Origin of the sequence: Siccirubricoccus phaeus (assembly GCF_008360935.1) — a bacterium.
In the GTDB taxonomy this organism is placed as follows: domain Bacteria; phylum Pseudomonadota; class Alphaproteobacteria; order Acetobacterales; family Acetobacteraceae; genus Siccirubricoccus; species Siccirubricoccus phaeus.
Genome location: NZ_SRXO01000008.1, coordinates 74,012 through 96,037 on the forward strand (window position 1 = coordinate 74,012; position 22,026 = coordinate 96,037).

19 protein-coding genes are annotated in these 22,026 nt (G+C 70.0%); 13 read left to right on the top strand and 6 right to left on the bottom strand.

All coding sequences use genetic code 11. The features are described from left to right. Positions 1-105 precede the first annotated feature (105 nt). The 3 genes from E5N76_RS13055 (at position 106) to E5N76_RS13065 (ending at position 3,833) form a co-directional block, all read left to right on the top strand. Entirely contained in the window at positions 106-1,722 is a 1,617-nt protein-coding gene (locus tag E5N76_RS13055; RefSeq protein WP_149537746.1) for an ABC transporter substrate-binding protein, read from the top strand. Positions 1,723-1,769: 47 nt separating this feature from the next. Then, on the top strand, positions 1,770-2,723 hold the full coding sequence (locus E5N76_RS13060; RefSeq protein ID WP_149537747.1) for an ABC transporter permease: 954 nt from the start codon (positions 1,770-1,772) through the stop codon (positions 2,721-2,723). Positions 2,724-2,921: 198 nt separating this feature from the next. Beyond that, entirely contained in the window at positions 2,922-3,833 is a 912-nt protein-coding gene (locus E5N76_RS13065; RefSeq protein ID WP_149537748.1) for an ABC transporter permease, read from the top strand. A gap of 98 nt (positions 3,834-3,931) precedes the next feature. On the opposite strand, the gene E5N76_RS13070 is transcribed toward E5N76_RS13065, so the two are convergent. Further along, the gene (locus E5N76_RS13070) at positions 3,932-5,752 is read right to left on the bottom strand and encodes a glycoside hydrolase family 15 protein (protein ID WP_149537749.1); all 1,821 of its coding nucleotides are present in this window, start codon (positions 5,750-5,752) and stop codon (positions 3,932-3,934) included. Positions 5,753-5,899: 147 nt separating this feature from the next. Continuing rightward, positions 5,900-7,372: a helix-turn-helix domain-containing protein gene (locus E5N76_RS13075; protein ID WP_149537750.1), complete on the bottom strand. Its 1,473-nt coding sequence runs from the start codon at positions 7,370-7,372 to the stop codon at positions 5,900-5,902. 150 nt (positions 7,373-7,522) lie between these two features. On the opposite strand from E5N76_RS13075, the gene aceA reads away from it, so the two are divergent. Further along, a complete protein-coding gene (aceA, locus tag E5N76_RS13080; RefSeq protein ID WP_149537751.1) occupies positions 7,523-8,857 on the top strand; it encodes an isocitrate lyase in 1,335 nt (444 codons plus the stop codon). 14 nt (positions 8,858-8,871) lie between these two features. After that, positions 8,872-9,078 (top strand): hypothetical protein, encoded by a 207-nt coding sequence (locus E5N76_RS13085; protein WP_149537752.1) that lies wholly within the window; start codon positions 8,872-8,874, stop codon positions 9,076-9,078. Between the two features lie 114 nt (positions 9,079-9,192). On the opposite strand, the gene E5N76_RS13090 is transcribed toward E5N76_RS13085, so the two are convergent. After that, positions 9,193-9,825: a DUF1345 domain-containing protein gene (locus E5N76_RS13090; protein WP_149537753.1), complete on the bottom strand. Its 633-nt coding sequence runs from the start codon at positions 9,823-9,825 to the stop codon at positions 9,193-9,195. Positions 9,826-10,032: 207 nt separating this feature from the next. Between E5N76_RS13090 and E5N76_RS13095 the strand changes: the two genes are divergently transcribed. The 8 genes from E5N76_RS13095 to E5N76_RS13130 all read left to right on the top strand — a co-directional run bounded on the left by E5N76_RS13095 (position 10,033) and on the right by E5N76_RS13130 (position 18,848). Next, positions 10,033-11,406 (top strand): ABC transporter substrate-binding protein, encoded by a 1,374-nt coding sequence (locus tag E5N76_RS13095; RefSeq protein WP_187830142.1) that lies wholly within the window; start codon positions 10,033-10,035, stop codon positions 11,404-11,406. A 419-nt stretch (positions 11,407-11,825) separates the two neighbouring features. Next, complete coding sequence (locus E5N76_RS13100; protein WP_235907697.1) at positions 11,826-12,659, top strand: carbohydrate ABC transporter permease; 834 nt, start codon at positions 11,826-11,828, stop codon at positions 12,657-12,659. Continuing rightward, positions 12,659-13,561 (top strand): carbohydrate ABC transporter permease, encoded by a 903-nt coding sequence (locus E5N76_RS13105; RefSeq protein WP_149537755.1) that lies wholly within the window; start codon positions 12,659-12,661, stop codon positions 13,559-13,561. Before E5N76_RS13100 ends, E5N76_RS13105 begins: the two co-directional genes overlap by 1 nt. A gap of 79 nt (positions 13,562-13,640) precedes the next feature. Beyond that, positions 13,641-14,744: an ABC transporter ATP-binding protein gene (locus tag E5N76_RS13110; protein ID WP_149537756.1), complete on the top strand. Its 1,104-nt coding sequence runs from the start codon at positions 13,641-13,643 to the stop codon at positions 14,742-14,744. A gap of 102 nt (positions 14,745-14,846) precedes the next feature. Further along, the gene (locus tag E5N76_RS13115) at positions 14,847-15,689 is read left to right on the top strand and encodes an FkbM family methyltransferase (RefSeq protein ID WP_149537757.1); all 843 of its coding nucleotides are present in this window, start codon (positions 14,847-14,849) and stop codon (positions 15,687-15,689) included. A 29-nt stretch (positions 15,690-15,718) separates the two neighbouring features. Further along, complete coding sequence (locus E5N76_RS13120) at positions 15,719-16,804, top strand: malate/lactate/ureidoglycolate dehydrogenase (protein WP_149537758.1); 1,086 nt, start codon at positions 15,719-15,721, stop codon at positions 16,802-16,804. Position 16,805: 1 nt separating this feature from the next. Then, complete coding sequence (locus tag E5N76_RS13125; RefSeq protein WP_149537759.1) at positions 16,806-17,543, top strand: hypothetical protein; 738 nt, start codon at positions 16,806-16,808, stop codon at positions 17,541-17,543. A 333-nt stretch (positions 17,544-17,876) separates the two neighbouring features. Further along, positions 17,877-18,848: a Bug family tripartite tricarboxylate transporter substrate binding protein gene (locus E5N76_RS13130; protein WP_149537760.1), complete on the top strand. Its 972-nt coding sequence runs from the start codon at positions 17,877-17,879 to the stop codon at positions 18,846-18,848. Positions 18,849-18,991: 143 nt separating this feature from the next. Here the strand turns inward: E5N76_RS13130 and E5N76_RS13135 are convergent, their stop codons facing one another. From E5N76_RS13135 to E5N76_RS13145, 3 genes are all read right to left on the bottom strand, one after another. After that, positions 18,992-19,945, bottom strand: a complete 954-nt coding sequence (locus tag E5N76_RS13135) for a Bug family tripartite tricarboxylate transporter substrate binding protein (RefSeq protein WP_149537761.1) — start codon at positions 19,943-19,945, stop codon at positions 18,992-18,994. Next, positions 19,945-20,859, bottom strand: a complete 915-nt coding sequence (locus E5N76_RS13140) for a TauD/TfdA dioxygenase family protein (RefSeq protein ID WP_149537762.1) — start codon at positions 20,857-20,859, stop codon at positions 19,945-19,947. Before E5N76_RS13140 ends, E5N76_RS13135 begins: the two co-directional genes overlap by 1 nt. 174 nt (positions 20,860-21,033) lie before the next feature. Beyond that, a complete protein-coding gene (locus tag E5N76_RS13145; protein ID WP_149537763.1) occupies positions 21,034-21,993 on the bottom strand; it encodes a threonine dehydratase in 960 nt (319 codons plus the stop codon). Between the last annotated feature and the right edge of the window lie 33 nt (positions 21,994-22,026).

Sequence of the window (22,026 nt, forward strand, 5' to 3'; positions counted from 1 at the left end):
GCCAGGGGGTGGCACGACCCTTGCGAAACCCCTGGCGGGTCCGCCGGGAGGCGTGGGCCTTCGTCATCACACGGCACAAGCCAGGTCTCCGGGAGACGCCTTGCCATGACCCTCAGGCGTGCAATCTTTGCTGCCTGCATCGCCAGCCTGCCCCTGCTCGCCGCCGGCCCCGCCGCGGCGCAGGGCACCATCCGCATCGGCATGACCGCGGCGGACATCCCGCTGACCCATGGCCAGCCCGATCAGGGTTTCGAGGGCAACCGCTTCACCGGCATCCCGCTTTACGACGCGCTGACGCATTGGGATCTGTCCGCGGCCGACAAGCCTTCCACCGTCATCCCCGGCCTTGCCACGGAGTGGGCGGTGGATGAGGCGGACAAGACGCGCTGGGTGTTCAGGCTACGCCCCGGCGTCACCTTCCATGACGGCTCGCCCTTCAACGCCGATGCGGTGGTGTGGAATGTCCGGAAGGTGCTGGACCGCGAGGCGCCGCACTACGATCCGCGCCAGGTGGGGCTGACGGCCACGCGCATGCCGGCGCTGCGCCGGGCGGAGAAGGTCGACGAGCTCACCGTCGCGCTTTTTACGAGCGAGCCGGACAGCCTGCTGCCGATCAACCTGACCAACCTCTTCATGGCTTCCCCCACGCAATGGGAGAAGCTGCGCGCCGCGGCGCCGAACGCCGAGGCCGCCTGGAACGCCTTCGCCGCCAACCCCGCCGGCACCGGGCCCTTCCGCCTGGTGCGCTTCGTCCCGCGGGAGCGGGTGGAGATGGTGCGGAACGAGAATTACTGGGGCGAGAAGGCCAAGGCCGAGCGCATCGTCCTGCTGCCGATCCCGGAGGCGAATGCGCGCACCGCCGCGCTGCTCTCCGGCCAGGTGGACTGGATCGAGGCGCCGGCGCCGGATGCCGTGCCGCAGCTCCGCGCGCGCAACATGGTGATCACCCAGAATTTGCAGCCGCATGTCTGGCCCTGGCAGCCCTGCTTCGTCCAGGGCAGCCCGCTGGCCGATGTGCGGGTGCGACGGGCGCTGAACCTGGCGATCGACCGGGAGGGGCTGAAGCAGCTCCTCGGCGGCTTCATGGTGGCCCCGGTGGGCACCGTGGCGCCGGGCCATCCCTGGTGGGGCAACCCCGGCTTCCAGATCCGCACGGACAAGGCGGAGGCGCGGCGGCTGCTGGCCGAGGCCGGCTACGGCCCGAACCGGCGGCTGGCGCTGAAGGTGCAGATCAGCGCCAGCGGCTCCGGCCAGATGCAGCCGCTGCCGATGAACGAATTCCTGCAGCAGGATTTGAAGGAGGTCGGCATCGACGTCGAATTCGACGTGGTGGACTGGAACACCCTCTTCACCAATTGGCGCCAGGGCTGCACTGCGCCTTCGGCCCGGGGCGCGCACGCCACCAACGTCTCCTTCGCCGCCATGGACCCCTTCTTCGCCATGGTGCGGTTCTGGGACAGCCGGATGGCGCCGCCGACGAGCAATAATTGGGGCTTCTTCGACGACCCGAAATTCGACGCCATGATCCGCGAGGCGCGCAACACCTTCGACCCGGCGGCACGCGACGCGGCGCTGGCCCGGCTGCATGCCGCAGGGGTGGATGAGGCGCTGTTCATCTGGATCGCCCATGACGTGGCGCCGCGTGCCATGGCGCCGCGCATCCGCGGCTTCGTCCAGCCGCAGAGCTGGTTCGTCGATCTTCGCCTGCCCTATGTGCAGTAACGCCTGCGGGGCGGGCCGGCGGCCCGCCCCATTCGAGGAATGACCGCATGATTCTCTACCTGCTCCGCCGCGTGCTCTACGCCATCCCGATCGCCCTCGCGGTCGGGTTCGTCTGCTTCATGCTGGTGCAGATCGCGCCGGGCGACCCGATCAACGCCATCGTCCCGCCGGATGCGCCGGCGGATGTGGTGGAGCAGGTGAAGAAGGATTACGGCCTGGACAAGCCGCTGCCGGCGCAATTCGGGCTGTGGCTGTACAAGGTGGTGCAGGGCGATCTCGGCCGGTCGCTGGCCACCGGAAGGCCGGTCTGGTCGGATCTTTCGACCGCCATCGGCAATACGCTGATGCTGGCCTTCTGCGCCTCGACGCTCGGCTTCCTGCTGGGCTGCATCCTGGGGGGGCTGGCGGGAACCTTCCGCGGCTCGGTGCTCGATCGCGGCGCGGTGGGGCTGGCCGTCGCCGGCGTGTCCGTGCCGCATTACTGGCTGGGCATGGTGATGGTCGTCATCTTCTCCGTGCAGCTCAATTGGCTGCCGGCGATGGGGGCGGGGCCCGGCGGTTCCTCCGACTGGGCCTGGGACTGGGACCATGTGAAGCACCTGGTGCTGCCGATGGTCACGCTTTCCGTCATCCCCATGGGCATCGTGACGCGCACGGTGCGCGGCCTGGTCGCCGAGATCATGAACCAGGAATTCATCACCGCGCTGCGCGGCAAGGGCATGACCCGCGGTGCCATCTTCCTGCATGTGGTGAAGAATGCCGCGCCGAACGCGCTGGCTGTGATGGGGCTGCAGCTCGGCTACCTGATGGGCGGCTCCATCCTGGTGGAGACGGTGTTCTCCTGGCCCGGCACCGGGCTGCTGCTGAACAGCGCCATCTTCCAGCGGGACCTGCCGGTGCTGCAGGGGACCATCCTGGTGCTGGCCATGTTCTTCGTGGCGCTGAACCTGATAGTCGACCTGATGCAGACGGCGCTCGATCCGCGGATCAAGCGGGCATGATCCGCGGAACCATCTGCGCATGTTGCCGCGCTCTTCCGTCCGTGCGCAGCGCTGCGTGGCTACCATCCGCGCGCATTGCCGCGCGGCTTCCACCCGCGCGCGTTGCCGCGTGGCTACCATCCGCGCGCGTTGCCGCGTGGCTACCATCCGCGCGCGTTGCCGCGCGACGTCTCAAGCGGGCCTGAGGAGGGAATACCCATGAGCACCGCCACCACCCCCTCCGCCGCCGAGGCCGAGCTCGCCGTCCAGGCACGCCAGGCCCAGGCGAAATCCGACGGCTACTGGGCCGGCGTGTGGAAGCGCGTGCGACGGGACCCGGTGACGATCCTCTGCGCCAGCATCCTGCTGCTGATGCTGTTGGCCATCGTCTTCGCCCCGCTGCTGGCGCCGCACGACCCCTACCAGGGCAGCATGATCCGAAGGCTGCGCGCCATCGGCACGCCGAACTACCCGCTGGGTACGGACGAGCTGGGGCGCGATATCCTGACGCGCCTGCTCTATGGCGGGCGGCTCTCCTGGTTCATGGGCATCACGCCGGTGGTCTTCGCCTTCATCATCGGCACCACCCTGGGCGTCACCGCCGGCTATGTGGGCGGCAAGGTGAACATGGCCATCATGCGCGTCACCGACGTGTTCTACGCCTTCCCCTCCGTGCTGCTGGCCGTCGCCATTTCCGGCGCGCTCGGCGCCGGCATCTTCAACGCCATCCTGGCGCTGACCCTGGTCTTCATCCCGCAGATCATCCGGGTGGCGGAGAGCGTGACCCAGGGCGTGCGCAGCCTGGATTTCGTGGATGCCGCGCGGGCCTCCGGCGCCTCCGGCTTCACCATCGTCCGCGTGCATGTGCTGGGGAATGTGCTGGGGCCGATCTTCGTCTATGCCACCTCGCTGATCTCGGTCTGCATGATCATCGCCTCCGGCCTCAGCTTCCTCGGCCTCGGTACCAAGCCGCCGGAGCCGGAATGGGGGCTGATGCTGAACACGCTGCGCACCGCGATCTATGTGCAGCCCTGGGTGGCGGTGCTGCCGGGCGCCTGCATCTTCGTCACCTCCATCTGCTTCAACCTGCTGGCCGATGGGTTGCGCCAGGCGATGGACGTGAAGGGGTGATGCGGCCGGCCCCACGGGTCTGAAAGGTGTCGAGGGGTCCGGGGAGGCTTTCGCCTCCCCGGTGGAGGTTCGGGGGCAAAGCCCCCGATCTTCCTTCGTCAGTTCCTCGCCGGTTCCGCCCCCTCGCCCTCCGCCCGCTCCCGCGCCGGCCGGCGGGCCAGGGCGAAGGCCAGGCCGACCAGACCGAGATGCGAGAAGGCCTGGGGGAAATTCCCCACCTGCCGCTCGGCCCGCGCGTCGTATTCCTCCGCCAGCAGCCCGACATCATTGGCCAGGCCCACCAGCCGGTCCAGCACCGCATGCGCTTCCGTCCATCGGCCCTGCAGCGCGTAGACCTCGCCCAGCCAGGCGGTGCAGGCCAGGAAGGTGCCCTCCCGCTGCGGCGGCAGGCCTTCCACCCGCGGGTCCGGGCGGTAGCGCAGCACCAGCCCGTCCTCCAGCAACTCCTCCTCGATGGCGCGGACGGTGCCCTGGATGCGCGGGTCGTCGGCCGGCAGGAAGCCGACCAGGGGCATGCGCAGCAGCGCGGCATCCAGGGCAGGGCTGCCATAGCTCTGGATGAAGCTGCCGCGCTTCGCGTCGAAGCCCTGGGCGCAGACCTCCGCATGCACCTCCTCCCGCAGCGCGCGCCAGGCGGCGATCGGCCCTTCCAGCCCGTATTCCTCGGCCGCCCGCACCGCGCGGTCGAAGGCGACCCAGACCATGACCTTGGAGTGGACGAAGTGCCGGCGCGGGCCGCGCACCTCCCAGATGCCCTCATCCGGCTCCCGCCAGATCTGCGCCAGGTGGTCCAGCATCGCCCGGGTCATCGCCCAGGTCTGGCCATTGCCCTGCAGCCCGACATGGCGGGCAGCGTAGAAGGCATCCACCACCTCGCCATAGACGTCGAGCTGGAGCTGGTTGCTGGCGGCATTGCCGATGCGCACCGGGGCGGCGCCCTCATAGCCCGGCAGCCAGGGCAGGATCATCTCCGGCGTCCGCCGCTGGCCGTCCAGGCCGTAGAGCGGGCGGACCTGCTCCGCCGTGCCGGCGACGGCGCGCAGCAGCCAGCGGCGCCAGGCCTCCGCCTCCCCCAGATGCCCGGCGCGGACCAAAGCGTGCAGGGTCAGCGCCGCGTCGCGCAGCCAGCACAGGCGGTAATCCCAGTTCCGCTCGCCGCCCAGCGTCTCGGGCAGGGAGGTGGTGGGGGCGGCGACGATGCCGCCGGTCGGCGCATAGGTCAGCGCCTTCAGGGTGAGGAGGGAGCGGCGCAGCATCTCCGGATGCGGGCTTTCCTCTGCGATCCGGCAGCCGGCCAGCCAGTCCCGCCAATGGTGCTCGGTGGCGGAAAGGGCGGCGGCGGCCTCCACCGGCGGGCCGGGCGGCTTGTGGGATTCGGTCCAGACCAGGTGGAAGGGCACCGCCTCCCCCGCCGTGACGGTGAATTCGGCATAGGTCCGGCAATTCTCGCCGCGCAGCGGGACGGGGGTGCGCAGCGCCACCTGGTCCGGGCCGCAGACGGCCAGCAGCGTGCCATCCGCCGCGCGATGCACCCAGGGGATGAGGGAGCCGTAATCGAAGCGCAGCACCAGCTCCATCGCCATGGCGACGCGGCCGCGGCGGCCTTCCACCAGCCGTACCAGGTCGGCGGCGCCGTTCCGCACCGGCATGCCGTCGATGAGGGCCACGCAGCCCTCCGCGGTCTCGAATTCCGTCTCCAGCACCAGGGTGCCGGGGCGGTAGCGGCGGCGTGTGGCGAGGATCTCGTCCTGCGGGGCGATGCGCCATCGGCCGTGCTCCGGCCCGCCGAGCAGGGCGGCGAAACAGGCGGCGCTGTCGAAACGGGGCAGGCAGAGCCAGTCGATGGAGCCGTCCTTGCCGATGAGCGCGGCAGTGTGGCCATCGGCGATCAGGGCGTAGTCCTCGATGGGCAGGGGCATGCGGGCCTCGTGCGGTGTCGGGTGCCTGGACTCGTTGGAGGCGCTTCGGTTCCGTTGAGAGGGGCTGCCCCTCTCGAACTCTCCCCGCCAAAGGCCGAAGGGCCTTTGGAAACCATGACTCTAGGCGCGACGGCCGAGACGCAAAACTCAAGGGTTCCAAGGGCCCTTCGGCCCTTGGCGGGCGGGGGTTCGGGGGAGAGGCGCGCCTTGCGGCGCGACGCCTTCCCTCGCCACCTCGAATCTCCAGGGAGCTGCGCTGGTCACCAGCGGGTCCAGCGCCAGCCGGTGTTCCAGCGGCGGAAAGGCCCGGCTGCGGCACTCCGCCCGGTCGCAGAGCCGGCAGGACAGCCCGATGCCGACCGTCGCCCCCGCCAGGTCCAGCCCCTCCGCATAGACCAGCTCCGCGGCGCGGGAGAGGTCGCAGCCGATCGCCACCACATGCACCGCCGGCGGCTCCCCCCAGCGCGAAGCCGGCGCCTGCACGCTGCGCGCCAGGCAGAGGAAGCCGGCGCCGTCCGGCAGCTGTGCCACCTGCACCCGCAGCGTGCCGGGCGTGGCGAAGGCGTGATGCACGATCCATTTCGGGCAGGAGCCGCCGAAGCGGGCGAAGGGGAAGCCGGCGGCGGAGAAGCGCTTGTCCACATTCCCCGCCGGATCGACGCGCAGGAAGAAGAAGGGGATGCCTCGGGCCCCCTCGCGCTGCAGCGTCGTCAGCCGATGGCATGCCTGCTCGAAGGAAACCCCGAAGCGTGCCGCCAGCGCTTCCAGATCATGCCGCAATTCCTGCGCCGCGGCCAGGAAGGGGGCGTAGGGCATCAGCAGCGCGCCGGCGGCGTAATTCAGCAGCCCGATGCGGATGAGCTGCGCCGCTTCGGGGCTGCTCGGCTCGAACCCCGCCATGGCCGCCTGCACCGCTTCCCCCGCCTCCAGCAGCAGCAACTGGAAGGCGAGCTGGAAGCCGCGGCTTTCCCGCGGCAGCGCCTCGGAAAGCTCCAGGCGCCGCCCCGCCGGGTCGTAGCGCCGCAGCGTGCCGCCGAGCGGGCCGACCGTCACCACCAGCCCGTGCCGTTCGCGCAGCCGCTGCGCCACGGCGTGGTTCATCTCGGCCGGCGCGGTGACGCCCATCGCCGTCGCCAGCGCCTCCGCCGCCGCTTCCAGCCCGGGGAAATGGTTGGCGTGGTCGTGGAAGAAGTCGCGGGCCTCCTCATTGGGCAGCAGCAGGCGGCGGCCGGTGGGCAGGGCGATCCCGCCACTGTCCTCCCGCGCCACGCGCCAGGCGCGATACAAGGCGAGCATGGCACGCGCCGCCTGGGGCGCGCCGCCGGCGAGCGTCGCCAGCTCCGCCTCCGGCACCTCCTCGAGGCCGAGCAGCGGGTCGGTCAGCACCTCCCGCAGCCCGGTTTCCAGCGCCTTCTCCTGCCTGCCGGAGAGGGTGGCGAGATCGACCTGCAGCGCCTCGGTCAGCTTGATGAGCAGGCTGGCGGTGACGGCGCGCTGGTCGTGCTCGATCAGGTTGAGATAGCTGGCGGAGATGCCGAGGCGGCTCGCCAGGGCCTGCTGCGTCTGCCCCCGTTCCTGCCGCAGCCGGCGCAGGGTGCGGCCGATCAGCGCCCGGGCCATTCTTTACATCCTTTACAAGTTTGCTGTGGCGCTGGTGAAAAGCGCCACTGGTTTGCCGTGGCTTCTCGGCATGCCATGCTGAACTTCGGCAGTGCAATGTGAATTATTCACTCGACCGGCGGCGATCGCCGGATCGTTTGGAGGATCCGCATGCACCCCACCCCAACCCCCGTCCTGGCCCCGGATGGCAGCCATGGCGGCAAGCGGCCGGAGCCCGGCCGCTTCGACGGCATCCGCCGCGACTACACCCCGGCCGATGTCGCCCGCCTCTCCGGCAGCTTCCGCATCCAGCACACCCTGGCCGATATGGGCGCGCGCCGGCTGTGGCAGCTCCTGCACAGCGAGCCCTATGTGAACACGCTGGGCGCGCTGACCGGCATGCAGGCGCTGCAGCAGGTGAAGGCGGGGCTCAAGGCCATCTACCTCTCCGGCTGGCAGGTGGCGGCCGATGCCAACAGCGCCGCCGCCATGTACCCGGACCAGTCGCTCTACCCGGTCGATTCCGTCCCCACCGTGGTCCGGCGCATCAACAACGCGCTGCGCCGCGCCGACCAGATCGCGGTGCAGGAGGGCCCAAATGGGAAGAATGGGGGGGACCAGACCCACTACATGGCGCCGATCATCGCCGATGCCGAGGCCGGCTTCGGCGGCGCGCTGAATGCCTATGAGCTGATGCGGGCGATGATCGAGGCCGGCGCCGCCGGCGTGCATTTCGAGGACCAGCTCGCCTCGGAGAAGAAATGCGGCCATCTCGGCGGCAAGGTGCTGGTGCCGATCAGCCAGCATATCCGCACCCTGAACGCCGCCCGCCTGGCGGCCGATGTGGAGGGCGTGCCGACCGTGCTGCTCTGCCGCACCGATGCCGAGAGCGCCCAGCTCCTGACGAGCGATGTGGATGAGCGCGACCGGCCCTTCATCACCGGCGAGCGGACGCCGGAGGGCTTCTTCCGGATCAAGCCGGGGGTGGGCAAGCAATACGCCATCGCCCGCGGCCTCGCCTATGCGCCCTATGCCGATCTGCTGTGGTGGGAGACGAGCGAGCCGGACCTGCAGGATGCCCGCGACTTCGCCGAGGCCATCCACCGCGAATTCCCCGGCAAGCTGCTGGCCTATAATTGCTCGCCCAGCTTCAATTGGCAGCGGAAGATGGGCGTGGAGGCGGCCTCCCGCTTCCAGCGCGAGCTGGGCGCCATGGGGTACAAATTCCAGTTCGTGACCCTGGCCGGCTTCCACAGCCTGAACCTCTCCATGTTCAGGCTGGCGCGCGGCTACGCCGAGCGCGGCATGGGCGCCTATTCGGAGCTGCAGCAGGCGGAATTCGCGGCGGAGGCCGAGGGCTTCACCGCGGTGCGGCACCAGCGGGAGGTGGGCGTCGGCTATTTCGACGCGGTGGCGACGGCGGCCGGCGGCGGCCACTCCTCCACCACCGCCCTGGCCTCCAGCACCGAGGCCGCGCAGTTCCACGACCATGCGCCGGCAGAATGAGGAGGAAAATCCCCATGTCGCACGAGCAGTATGATGACGGGCTGGTGCATCCCCATCGCTGGGCGCGTGAGCCGATGCCCAAGCGGCCCGGCCCGGTGACGCGCCAGGCGGAACTCGCCGAGGCCATGGACCAGCACCCGGAGGAGGCGGAAGGCTTCGACGAGGGGCTGGTGCACGGCCATGACTGGGCCTCCGCCGAACGGAGCCGGATGGCGGGGTGACGGGGGCTTTCGCCCCCAAGAACCCCAGCAGGGCGATGCTCCCGTTGGCGGCAGTGCCGCCAACCCCCGCCGGGGCCAGGACCTGGCCCCGGTCCGAGTTTCAGACCCGAGGGTTCAGCCGAACAGCCCTGCCGCCAGGTTTATCGCCGTCGCCAGGATGACCATGTTGAACAGGAAGGATACCAGCGCATGCGCCAGGGCAAGCTGGCGCATGAGCTGGCTGCAGATCTGCACGTCGGAGGTCTGGAAGGTCATCCCGATGGTGAAGGCGAAATAGAGGAAATCGGAGAAGCTCGGCGCCTCGCCGCCGGGGAATTCCAGCCCGCCGCTCACCTGCCAGTACTCATGCGCGTAGCGCACGGTGAAGACCAGGTGCACGAAGACCCAGGACAGGCCGATGACGAAGAGGCCGGTCGCGACATCCCGGGACGAGGCCGCGTCGCTGCCGGCCGCCAGATGCCAGGCGACGGCGACCAGCGAGGCCAGGGCGGCGGCGAGGCTGGCCGCCAGCACCATGCCCTCGCCCTCATCCAGCTCCTCCGCCCGGCGGCGCAGCATCTCGGGCGTCGAGTGCCGCATGAGCTGCACGGTGGCGAGGATCCAGACCGCGACGCCAAGGCACCAGCCGGCCAGCATCGCCTCCGGCACCGGCAGCAGGGCGGCAGCCCAGAGCACGAGGCCGCACAGCGCCGCGAGCCCGGCGCAGGAGACCAGCACCTTGCGGTGATGCAGCAGGCCGAGGCGCATCAGCCCGCCGCCGCCGGGCTGCTGGTAGGCCGGAGGATGCCCCGGCAGGCCAAGCTTTCCATCCGTTCATCTCCCGGCCGGCGGTACGCTTCGTCACGCGGCAACCCGTTGTCATATCGGGGGTCGACCCCTTAGGGTGGCATCATGGCCGGGACAGGCCAATGCAAACAGGCGGCGGGAAGGCCCGCCGTACAAGGGAGACGAGGAATGTCTGAGAAGGGAAACGCCCCAGGTGCGCCCACCCGGCGGCAAACGCTGCGGGCGGGGGCCGGGGTGCTGGCCGGGGGCGTGCTGGCCGCCCCCATGGTGCATGCGCAGGGCACCGGCGGCACGCTGCGCTGCGCCTTCTGGGACCACTGGGTGCCCGGCGGCAATGAGGCGCTGAAGCAGCTCTGCGGCCAGTGGGGCGAGCGCAACCGGGTGAGCGTCCATCTGGACTTCATCAACACCACCGGCAACCAGCTCCAGCTCACCGCCGCCGCCCAGGCGCAGTCCCGCAACGGGCATGACGTCATCTCCCTCAGCCCATGGGATGTCGGCGCCTATGCCGACCAGTTGGAGCCGGTGGACGACGTGATCCAGCGGCTGATCGGCAAATACGGCCCGATCAACCCGGTGGCCGAATTCCTCGCCAAGCATGGCGGCAAGTGGCGCGGCGTCCCCGCCACCTCCGGCACCCAGAACAAGCCCGCCTGCGTGCGCTACGACCTGATGGAGCAGCATGCCGGCATCGATGTCCGCGCCATGTGGCCGGCCGAGCCGAAGAAGGGCCCGACCGCCGATAATTGGACCTGGGACACCTTCCTGACCGCCGCCGAGAAATGCCACGCCGCCGGCGTGCCCTTCGGCCTGCCCATGGGCCAGTTCACCGATGCGGTGGACTGGGTCGGCGCCCTCTACCTTTCCTACGGCGCGGCGGTGACGGATGCGGACGGCAAGCCGACGGTGCGCGGCAATGCGAAGCTGAAGACCGTCATCGAATATGCGGTTCGGCTATCCAAATTCCTGCCCAACGATGTCTGGGCCTGGGATGACGCCTCGAACAACCGGGCGCTGATCTCCGGCCGCTCCGCCCTGGTGTTCAACCCGCCCTCCGCCTGGGCGGTGGCGAAGCGGGACGCGCCTGCGGTCGCGGAGAAATGCTGGACCATCCCGATGCCGCGCGGGCCGGAGGGGCGGTTCCTCGCCTATCTCCCCTGGACCTCCGGCATCTGGAGCTTCGGCCGCAACAAGGCGGCGGCGAAGGCGATGCTGGAATTCCTCACCGAGCGGGACAGCGCCGAGCTGACCACCAACACCAGCGGCGGCTACGACATCCCGCCCTTCGCCAGCATGAGCGACTTCAAGGTGTGGGCGACGGAAGGCCCGCCGGTCGGCACCAATTTCAACTACCCGCTGAAGCCGCACCATGAGGCGAAGGCGAGCATCGCCTTCAGCCCGGCGCCGGCGGAGCTGGCCAGCCAGATGTACATCCAGGCGCTGAACACCAAGGTCATCGCCCGGGTCGCCCAGGGCGGGGAGACGGTGGACCAGGCCATGGGCTGGCTGGAGCGCGAGATCAACAACATGCGCCGCGGCTAGAGCAGATCGCCGGAGGGCGGCATCGCCCGGAGGCGTGAATCTGCTCTACAATCCATGGGCTAGAGCGGTTTCGCGCTGCACAGTCAGCGTGAAACCGCTCTAGAGCGTCGGTCTGGGCCGGGCGTCGGGCGTGCCTCACGCCGCCTTTTCTTGTCTGCCCGCGGGGTTTCGCGCTTTCGGTGGCGGGACCGCGGCGATGGCCGTCCGGGAAGGGGCCGGGGCTGCGCCGCCCCGGCCGCCGGAACGGCCGGAATAACAGGGGCCGCCCGCCGCGAGGCGGAAAGGACCCAGCAGGGAGTATTGCGTCTATGGCCTCTGACGCGTCCGCTGTTCTTGGCCCTGCCCGCGCTTCGGCGCCGGCGGGGTCGGGCTCTTCGCTACGTCGCTTCGCCCGAAGGCGCTCGACCGTCGCCTTCCTGATGACCCTGCCATTGATTGCGGTGATCGCCGGGCTGGTCGCCTGGCCGGCCAGCTACGCCATCTACCTGGCGACGCTGAACCGGCGCATGACCGCCTTCATCGGCCTCGACAACTTCGACATCCTGCTCGACAACGAGACCTTCCGGATGGTGATCTGGCAAAGCTGCTTCTTTGCCGTCACCGCGGTGCTGCTGAAGGCGCTGATCGGCTTCTGGCTGGCGCATATGCTGCACCACATCCCCACCAAGGGGCAGCGCAAATGGCGCGGCATGCTGCTGGTGCCCTGGGTGATCCCGCCGGCGCTCTCGACCCTCGGCTGGTGGTGGATGTTCGAGCCTTCCTACTCCTCCATCAACTGGCTGCTGAACGCCGTCGGCGGCCCCTCCATCCCCTGGCTGGGCGAGCCCTGGTGGGCGCGGATTTCCGTCGTCATCGTCAATGTCTGGTATGGCGCGCCCTTCTTCATGATCATGTATCTGGCGGCGCTGAAATCCGTGCCCGACCAGCTTTACGAGGCGGCGGCGATCGACGGCGCCACCGGCTGGCAGGGGCTGATCCATGTGACGCTGCCGATGATGCGGAACATCATCAGCATCACCGTGCTGTTCAGCCTGATCGTCACCTTCGCCAATTACGACATCGTCCGGGTGCTGACCAATGGCGGGCCGCGCGACCTGACGCATGTGTTCGCCAGCTACGCCTTCCAGGTGGGCGTGCTGTCCGGGAACATCCCGCGCGGCGCCGCCGTCAGCCTGTTCATGTTCCCGCTGCTGGCCGTGGTCGCCTTCTTCGTCCTGCGCGGGGTCAATCGCCGGCAGAGGGAGATGGCGTGATGTCGGCCACCGCGGCACGTCCTTCCGCTGCCCTGCCCGGCCTCGGCCGGAAGATCGGCAGCCTGCGGCGGGAGCGGCGCTGGGCGCTGGTCACCGCCTACATCTCCCTCGTCATCGCGGCGATCTTCATGCTGGGGCCGCCGCTCTACATGCTGCTCACCAGCCTGAAGACCAGCGCGGAGATCGCCGACCTCAGCCGCAGCCCCTGGTCGATCTCCACCGTCACCCTCTCGAATTACGCCGCCATCCTCGGCGACCCGATGTTCCGCGGCTTCTTCTACAACTCCATCATCGTCACCGTGCTGGTGGTGGCGATCACCATGGTGATTTCCGTGCTGGCGGCCTTCGCGCTCGCGCGGATGCGCTTCTTCGGCAGCCAGGTGCTGGCGACCGGCGTGTTCCTGACCTACCTGGTGCCGGACACGCTGCTGTTCATCCCGCTCTACCAGATCGTCGGCGGGCTCGGGCTGCTGAACTCCATTTGGGGGCTGGTGCTGGTCTACCCGACCCTGACCGTGCCCTTCTGCACCTGGATCATGATCGGCTACTTCGCCTCCATCCCGAAGGAGCTGGACGAGGCGGCGCTGATCGACGGCGCGGGCTGGATGCAGATGCTGACGAAGATCTTCATCCCCGTGGCGCTGCCCGGCATCATCGCGGCGACGATCTTCGCCTTCACCGTCTCCTGGGCGGCCTTCGTCTATCCCACCGCCTTCATCACCCAGCCGGATTCCATGCCGCTGACCATCGGCGTGGTGAGCCAGCTCATCCGCGGCGACACCTTCGCCTGGGGGCAGTTGATGGCCGGCGCGCTGCTGGCGGCGCTGCCGCCGGTGATCGTCTATGCCTTCCTCATGGACTACTACATCGCCGGCCTGACCGCCGGCGCCACCAAGGGATAACGGGTCCGGCCGGACGCCGCCGTGCCGCGAGGCGTGGCGGTTCGCCGGACCGGGGGGCTTCCATCACGGGGGTACGTCTATGGCTCAGGTCACCCTACGCAGGATCATCAAGGAATATGAAGGCGGCGTGCAGGCGGTGAAGGGGATCGACCTCGACATCGCCGACCATGAATTCGTCGTCCTCGTCGGGCCGTCCGGCTGCGGCAAATCCACCACGCTGCGCATGATCGCGGGGCTGGAGGAGATCTCCGCCGGCGACATCGCCATCGGCGGCGCCCTGGTCAACGACATCCCGCCGCGCGACCGGGACATCGCCATGGTGTTCCAGAACTACGCGCTCTATCCGCACATGACGGTGTACGACAACATGGCCTTCGGGCTGATGCTGCGGAAATTCCCGAAGGCGGAGATCGACCGGCGGGTAAAGGAGGCGGCGCGCATCCTCGATATCGGCATGCTGCTGGACCGCAAGCCGAAGGCGCTCTCTGGCGGGCAGCGGCAGCGCGTGGCGATGGGCCGCGCCATCGTGCGCGACCCCAAGGTGTTCCTGTTCGACGAACCGCTCTCGAACCTTGATGCCAAGCTCCGGGTGCAGATGCGCACCGAGATCAAGAAGGTGCACCAGACGGTGAAGACCACCACCATCTACGTGACGCACGACCAGGTGGAGGCGATGACCCTGGCGGACCGCGTGGTGGTGATGAATCACGGCGTCATCGAGCAGGTCGGCCCGCCGCAGGAGCTGTACCACAACCCCGCCACCCGCTTCGTCGCCGGCTTCATCGGCAGCCCGGCGATGAATTTCATCCCCTGCCGGCTGGAACAGGGCGGCGCCGGGCTGCAGGTGGAACTGCCGGGCGGCGTCGCCCTGCCGGTGCCGGCGGAGCGCAAGGCGCGCTACACCGCGCATCAGGGGCGGGAGCTGCTCTTCGGCATCCGCCCGGAACACCTGACCGAGGTGCGACCGAACGACCACCGCGACAACATGGCGGTGTTCGAGGCGGTGCCCGAGGTGGTGGAGCCGATGGGCATGGAGACGCTGGCGCATTTCCGCGTGGACGGCGCCGAGATCTGCGCCCGGCTGGATCCCGCGACGCCGGCGGCGCCGGGGCGGAAGCTGCCTTTGGCGGCGGACATGGCGAAGATGCACCTGATCGATCCGAAATCCGACAAGGTGCTGTAGCCGCCTGGCTTGGCCGCGCCGGGGGGCCGTGGCGGGCGCCCCGGCAAACGCGGGTTGACCGCGCCCGGCCGTTTCGATATCGGCGCATGCGAGGAGGCCCGCATGCTGCAAGTGACCCCCCGCTGGCGGCGGGGCCGATTCCATGGCCTCAAGGCAAGGCTGGCCTACCCGCTCTTCCTGCTGCTCAACCGCCCGCGCTTCGCCGGGTTCGGCCGCCTCGCCTATGATTTCGCGCTGCGCTGCAACGGCCTCGCCATCAACTTCCCCGGCCCGGGCGGGCTCTCGCGGGCGGAGGATGCCTTTCTCCGCCGCCTCGCGCCGCAGCTCCGCGATGGCGTCATCTTCGATGTCGGCGCCAATGAGGGCGCCTATGCGCGCCGCCTGGCCGCGCTGCTGCCGCAGGCAAGGATCCTGGCCTTCGAGCCGCATCCGCGCACCGCGGCAAGGCTGCGCGGCCGCGTGCCGGCGAATGTCGAGGTGGTGGAGCAGGCGGTGGGTGCTGCCGCCGGCTCCGTCGTGCTGCATGATTTCGCCGGGGAGGATGGCTCGACCCAGGCGAGCCTCGATCCCGGTGCCATCCGCCTCTATGGCGGCGAGCCGACGCGCTTCGAGGTGGCCTGCACGACGATCGACGACATCCTCGCGGCGCGCGGAATCGAACGGGTGGCCTTCCTCAAGGTGGATACCGAGGGCTACGACCTGGCCGTGCTGAAGGGGGCGGCGCGGGCGCTGGCGGAGCGGAGGATCGGCGTGATCCAGTTCGAATTCATCGGCGCCAATATCGTCACCGGCGCAACGATGCGGCAATTCTTCGAGGTGCTGGAAGGCTACGACATCGGCCGCCTCTGCCTGAACGGGGAGGTGCTGCCGCTGCCGGCCTACAGCGTGCGGCGCTGCGAGATTTTCGTCTCCCAGAACCTTGTCGCCCGGGCCCGGCCGCGGTAGCGGGAAGCAACAGCCCGCGGAGTCCTGCCTTGCCCGCCGAAGCCCCGGTCGTCATTGCGGCCGACACGCTCGAAGCCCTCGTCGCTTCCATCTTCCGCGCCAATGGCTGCGAAGCGGCGGAGGCGGGGCGCATCGCCCATCATCTGCTGGGTGCCAATCTGGCGGGGCATGACAGCCATGGCGTGGTCCGCGTGCCCCGCTATGTCGAATGGCAGCAGGCCGGTTATGTGGTGGCGGGCCAGCAGGCCGAGATCGTCATGGATGGCGGCGCCTTCGCCCTGCTGGACGCGCATTACGGCTTCGGCCAGACCGTCGCGCCCCAGGCCACGGCGCTGGGTATCGAGCGCGCGCAACAGCACGGCACGGCGGTGATCGCGCTGCGCAATGCCGGCCATGTCGGGCGCATCGGCGCTTACTCCGAGCAGGCCCTGGCGGCCGGCCTCATCTCCATCCATTTCGTCAATGTCGCCGGCAGCGTGCTGGTGGCGCCCTTCGGCGGTACCGAACGGCGCTTCTCCACCGCGCCCTTCTCCATCGGCATCCCGACCGACCCGCCGGTGGTGCTGGATTTCGCCACCTCCCTGGTCGCCGAGGGCAAGGTGCTGGTCGCCTCCAATGGCGGCAAACCACTGCCTGAGGGATCCTTGATCGAGCCGGATGGCCGCCTTTCCAGCGATCCGCACACCCTCTACGGCGAATACGAGCAGGTGGGGCCGCGCAGCCCGGCGAATGGCCTCGGCGCCATCCGCGCCTTCGGCGAGCACAAGGGCAGCGGCCTCGCTTTGATGTGCGAGCTGCTGGCGGGCGCCTTCACCGGCGGCGGCTGCTCCGGGCCCATCGCGGCGCGCGGGCGCATCGCCAATGGCATGCTTTCCATCTACATCTCGCCGCAGCATTTCGGCACGGAGGCGGCGTTCAGGCAGGCGGCGCAAGATTACGTCGCCTGGGTGAAATCCTGCCGCCCCGCCACGCCGGGCGAGGAGGTGCTGGCCCCCGGGGAGAAGGAGGCGAAGCTGCGCGCCGAGCGCCTGGCGAACGGCGTGCCGCTGCAGCCGGATACCTGGGAGAGCATCGTCCGCTGCGCCCGCAGCCTGGGCGTGACGGTGCCGAATTAGCGTGGGCGAGGAGCCGGCTTCGGCGCGCTACCTCCGCTACCGGGGCTTGCGCGGGCAGATCCTCAGCGCCGCGGCGAAGCGGGTGCCGCTGGCCAGCATCGCGCAGCAGGCCCGGGCGCTGTCGCTGTGGGACGGCAAGGCGGTGGCGCCGGGGGAGGAGGCGCAGCTTGCCGCCGCCTTCGATCTCGGCGTGCTGGACCCGCTGGGCGGGCATGGGCGGGGGATCGACCGCGAGGCCAAGGCGGCGCCCCCGGCCGAGGGCAGCGACGCGGCCCGTATGCTGGCGGCGCTGCAGGACGCGCGCTTCGGCATCTTCCGCCTGATCGGGCCAGAGGCGGCCGGCGGCGCGGCGGTGGAAAGCCTGCCGGATGGCGCGCGCCTGACCATCTGGGACAGCTATCTGGCAGAGCGCACGCCGCCTGGCCGCGTCTTCGGCGCGCGCCTCGCCTGGCCGGACCCGGACCTCGCCATGACCTGCGGCGTGCTGGCGCCGCTGGATGGCTGGGCGCTGCGCCAGCTCCTGGCCGGGGCGGTGCCGGAACGCGGCCCGGTGCAGCCGCGGCAGATCCGCGTCGAGGACCTGGCCGAGATCGACACCATCCTGGCCGAGCCCCAGGCGCGGGAGGTGCTGGCTGCGCTGCTGGGGAAGCCCGGCTTCGCGGCGCGGCTGTATCGCGCGGCCATCGACCGCGGGCTCATGGGGCCGGTGCCGGGGCGGATGCCACGGGTGCTGCACTGAGGGCCTGCCTCGAAAGGGTCGGTGGAGCGTCCCGGCGGGTCTTTGCCGCCCTGGTGACGTCCATGTCCTGGCCAGGACGAAAAATCCTCGCCGGTCCACCGCCGGGACCCGGTTGAGGCAGGCTCCGAAGACGCGGAGCATGCCGGGGCGGGGCTCACCGGCCGGCGAGGCGCCCGTCGCAGGCGCCCCCGCGACGGGGGCCTGAGGGAAGCGGGCTGGCACCCCGGATCAGCCCGCTCGCCTTTGCCCGGGCCGGCCATTCCCTAAGGCTGGTCGACTGACCTAAGCTTCTCCGCAACGGCGCCGCAACGCGCCCGCGACGGGGAGACGTCCATGCAACGCAGGCTCATCCTGGCCACGGCCGGGCTGCTCGCCACGCCCGGCCTGCTGCGCGCCCAGGCCGGGTATCCGCTGGCCAGGCCGGTGCGGATCATCATGCCTTCCACCCCCGGCACGCCGCAGGATTTCTACGCCCGCTCGCTTGGCGAGCACTGGTCCCGGGCGCTCGGCGGCACCTTCGTGGTGGAGAACCGGCCCGGCGCCTCCGGCACCATCGGCCTGGCGCATGTCGCGGCCTCGGCGCCGGATGGCTACACCCTGACCTTCAATTCCAATACCGCCCAGACCATCGCGCCGCAGGTGATGCGCGACCCGGGCTTCGAGGCGCTGAAGAGCTTCGCGCCCATCATGCTGGCCTACAAATACGGCATGTTCCTGCTGATCACGCCGAGCATCCCGGCGCGCAGCACGCAGGAATTCCTCGCCTGGGCGCGGGCCAGGCGCACCGGGGTGAACATGGCGAGCGTCGGCCTCGGCAGCGGCGGGCAGTTGATGGGCGAGCGCATCAAGCTGCGCGGGGGCTTCCCGGCGGAGCCCATCCATTATCGCGGCAGCCCGCCGGCGCTGCTGGCGGTGGCGCAGGGCGAGTGCGACTACATCATGGACAATGTCGGCGCCTCCGCCCCGCTCCGGCGGGAGGGGCGGCTGCGCGGCCTGGCACTGACCGGGCGCAACCGGGCGCCGGACAGCCCGGAGATTCCCCTGTTGTCGGAGGAAGGGCTGCCGGGCTTCGACGAGGAGATCTGGTTCGGCGTCTCCGCCCCCGCGGGCACGCCGCCGCGCATCGTGGCGATGCTGAATGCGGAGGCCAATCGCTGGCTGGCCTCGGAGGAGATCCAGCGGCGGATGGCAGGGTTCTCGCATCAGCCGATGGGGGGCAGCCCGGAGGATTTCGCCACCTTCGCGGCGCGGGACATGGAGGTTTGGGCCTCGGTGGTGAAGGAGACGGGGGTGAGGGCCGAGTAGCGCAGCCGGTCCGCCAAAGGCCGAAGGGCCTTTGGAAACCATGAGTTTTGGGCCTCGACCGTCGGGTCCGAGCTCAAGGGTTCCAAGGGCCTTTCGGCCCTTGGTGGGTGGGAGTTTGGGGGAGGGCAAAGCCCTCCCTCAACCTATTCGGGCTTGATCCCCGCCTCCCTGATCACCTGCCCCCACCGCTCCTTCTCCCGCTGCACCAGATCGGCCAGCGCCTCCGGCCCGCCCCCCAGCACCCGCGCCCCCAGCCCGGCCAGCTTCTGCCCCGCCGCCGGCGTTTCCAGCCAGGCATTCACCGCCCGGTTCAGCGGCAGCACCTGCTCCGCCGGCAGCCGCGCCGGCCCCAGCAGCCCGAACCACCCCTCGATCTCCGCGCCCGCAAAGCCCAGCTCCTGCAGCGTCGGCAGTTCCGGCGCCAGGGCGGAGCGCGCGGCGCTGGTCACCGCCAGCCCCCGCACCTCTCCCCGCTGCACCATGCCCAAGGTCAGCGCCAGATTCTCGAACATCAGGTTGATGCGCCCGGCCAGCAGATCCGCCCGCACCGCGCCGCTGCCGCGGTAGGAGACATGCAGCAGGTCGATCCCCGCCAGCCGCTTCAGCAGCTCCCCCGCCAGATGCTGGCCGGTACCCATGCCGGTGGAGGCGAAGTTCAACTGCCCCGGCTGCGCCTTGGCCAGCGCCACCAGCTCCGCCACGCTGTGCACGGGCAGGGAGGGATGCACCACCAGCATGTAGGGCGTCGCCGCCACCGCCGCGATGGCGGCGAAATCCGTCACCGGATCCCAGGAGAGATTCGGGTAGAGCGAGGGCAGCACCGCATGCGCGCTGGAACAGAGCAGCAGCGTGTTGCCGTCCGGTGCCGCCCGCGCCACCGCCTCGGTCCCCACCATGCCGCTGGCGCCGCCGCGATTCTCCACGATGACGTTGCGCGGCAGCCGTTCCGCCAGCGCCTCCGCCACCATGCGGCCGACGATGTCCGTGGTGCCGCCGGCGACATAGGGCACCACCACGCGCATCGTCTGCCCTTGCGCCCGGGCGATGGCGGGCGCCGCGGCCAGCGCCGCCAGCACTCCGCGTCGCGTGGCGCGCATCAGGAGAGGGCCGCGACGGCCTGGATCATCTGCTCCTTGGTCGCGGCCGGGCCGGCTTCCGCCAGCCGTCCTTCCGCCTCGCCCTCCAGCGAGCAGCGCAGCATCAGCCGCGGCTGGGTCTGGTCGAAATCCGGCAGGGCGACATGGCAGGTGCAGCGATTATCCCACAGCACGATGTCGCCCACCTGCCAGCGATGCCGGTAGACGAATTCCGGCGAGGTGGCGTGGGCGTTCAGCAGGTTCAGCAGCGCCGTGCTTTCATCCTCCGTCAGGCCGAGAATGTGCGACACCCGCTCCCCCGCCAGCAGCGATTTCCTGCCGGTATCCGGATGCACGCGGACCATCGGGTGCACCACCGGCGGGTTGCGCGACGTCAGACCCTGGATGATGGCGGGATCGCGCGCCCCGATGCCCTTCACCAGGGAAACGTCGTGCACCGCTTCCAGCCCTTCCAGGAAGCGCTGCATGGTGGGGCTCAACGTCTCATAGGCCATGGTGAGGTTGGCCCACATGGTGTCGCCGCCCACCGCCGGCTTCTCCTTGCACAGCAGCAGCGCGCCCTTGGCCGGCCGCAGCGAGTAGGAGAGGTCGGTATGCCAGTTCCGCCCGGTATTGCGGGTGCCGGAGGGCTTGCCGAGCCGCTTCTTGTTGGTGACGACCAGGATTTCCGGATGGCCTTCCAGCAGCGTCTCCGGCGCCTGGCTGGCATGCTGGTCCAGCTTGCCGAAATTGGCGGAGAAGGCGATGTGCTGCTCCGGCGCCAGGTTCTGGTTCGGGAAGACCAGCACCACATGCTTCAGCCAGGCGTCGTAGAGCCGGCGGCGCGTCAGATCGTCCAGCGGCCGGGTCAGGTCGAGGCCGGTGACTTCCGCGCCCATGGCATAGCCGAGCGGGGTGATGGCGAGGTCGGCCATTGGTTTCCTCCGGGGATTTTCCCGAAGGCTAGCCCCCCGCCGGCACCGCCGGCAAGTCGATCGACCAGAGCGGCTTCACGCTGGCCATGCCGGCACGAAGCCGCTCCAGCTTCTTGTTTTGCTGCCTTTCCCGGGTCGCCAGACGAGTCCGCCTGGCCTGAAATGCCGCGGGCCTCAGGCCCCCGCCAGCACCCAGTCGCGGAACAGCGCCAGGTCGATATTCCCGCCGGAGAGCACCAGGCCGATGCGCTTCCCCGCCATCCGCCCCTTCTCCCGCAGCAGCGCGGCCAGCGGGGCGGCGCCGGCGCCCTCGGCCAGATTGTGCGTATCCTGCCAATAGGCGCGGATGGCGGCGGCGATCTCGTCCTCGGTCACGCTCACCACCCGGGCGGCGCCGCGGCTGATGATCTCCAGCGCCGCCGCATCCGGCTCCCGCGTCGCGATGCCGTCCGCCTGCGTCGCCGCGCTGTTCAGCGTGACGCGCCGCCCGGCGGCGAGCGACTTGCCGTAACTGCCCGCCTCGGTGCTTTCCACGCCGATGATCTCGGTGGTGAGGCCCAGCAGGTCCCGCGCCAGGATGCAGCCGCAAATGCCGCTGCCGAGGCCGATCGGGACGTAGAGCGCATCGAGCCCTGGCGCGCCGCGGAATAATTCCAGGGCATAGGTGGCGACGCCCAGCACCAGCTCCGGCGCGAAGCTGGGGGCGAAGACCAGGCCTTCCGCCCCTGCCAGCCGCGCCGCCTCTTGCCGCGCCTCGTCGAAATCCGCGCCGTATTCCAGCAGCCGGGCACCCAGCGCCCGCATGGCGGCATTTTTCTCCACACTGTTGCCGTGCGGCACCAGGATGGTGACGGGGATGCCCAGCCGGGCGCCAGCGAAGGCCAGGCTCTGGCCGTGATTGCCCCGTGTGGCGCTGATGACGCCCGGCAGCCCCGGCCGTGCCCGCTGCAGCGTTTCCAGCAGCACCAGCCCGCCCCGCACCTTGAAGGCGCCGGTGGGGGTATGATTCTCGTGCTTCACCCATACCTCGGCGCCGCAACGGGCGGCCAGCAGGGGCCAGGCGAACTGCGGCGTCGGCGGCATGATCCGGTACAGGCGGCTGGCGGCCGCCTCCAGCGCCAGCAGGTCGAACATCGGGGCGGTTCCTCCGGCAAGATCGGGCGGCAA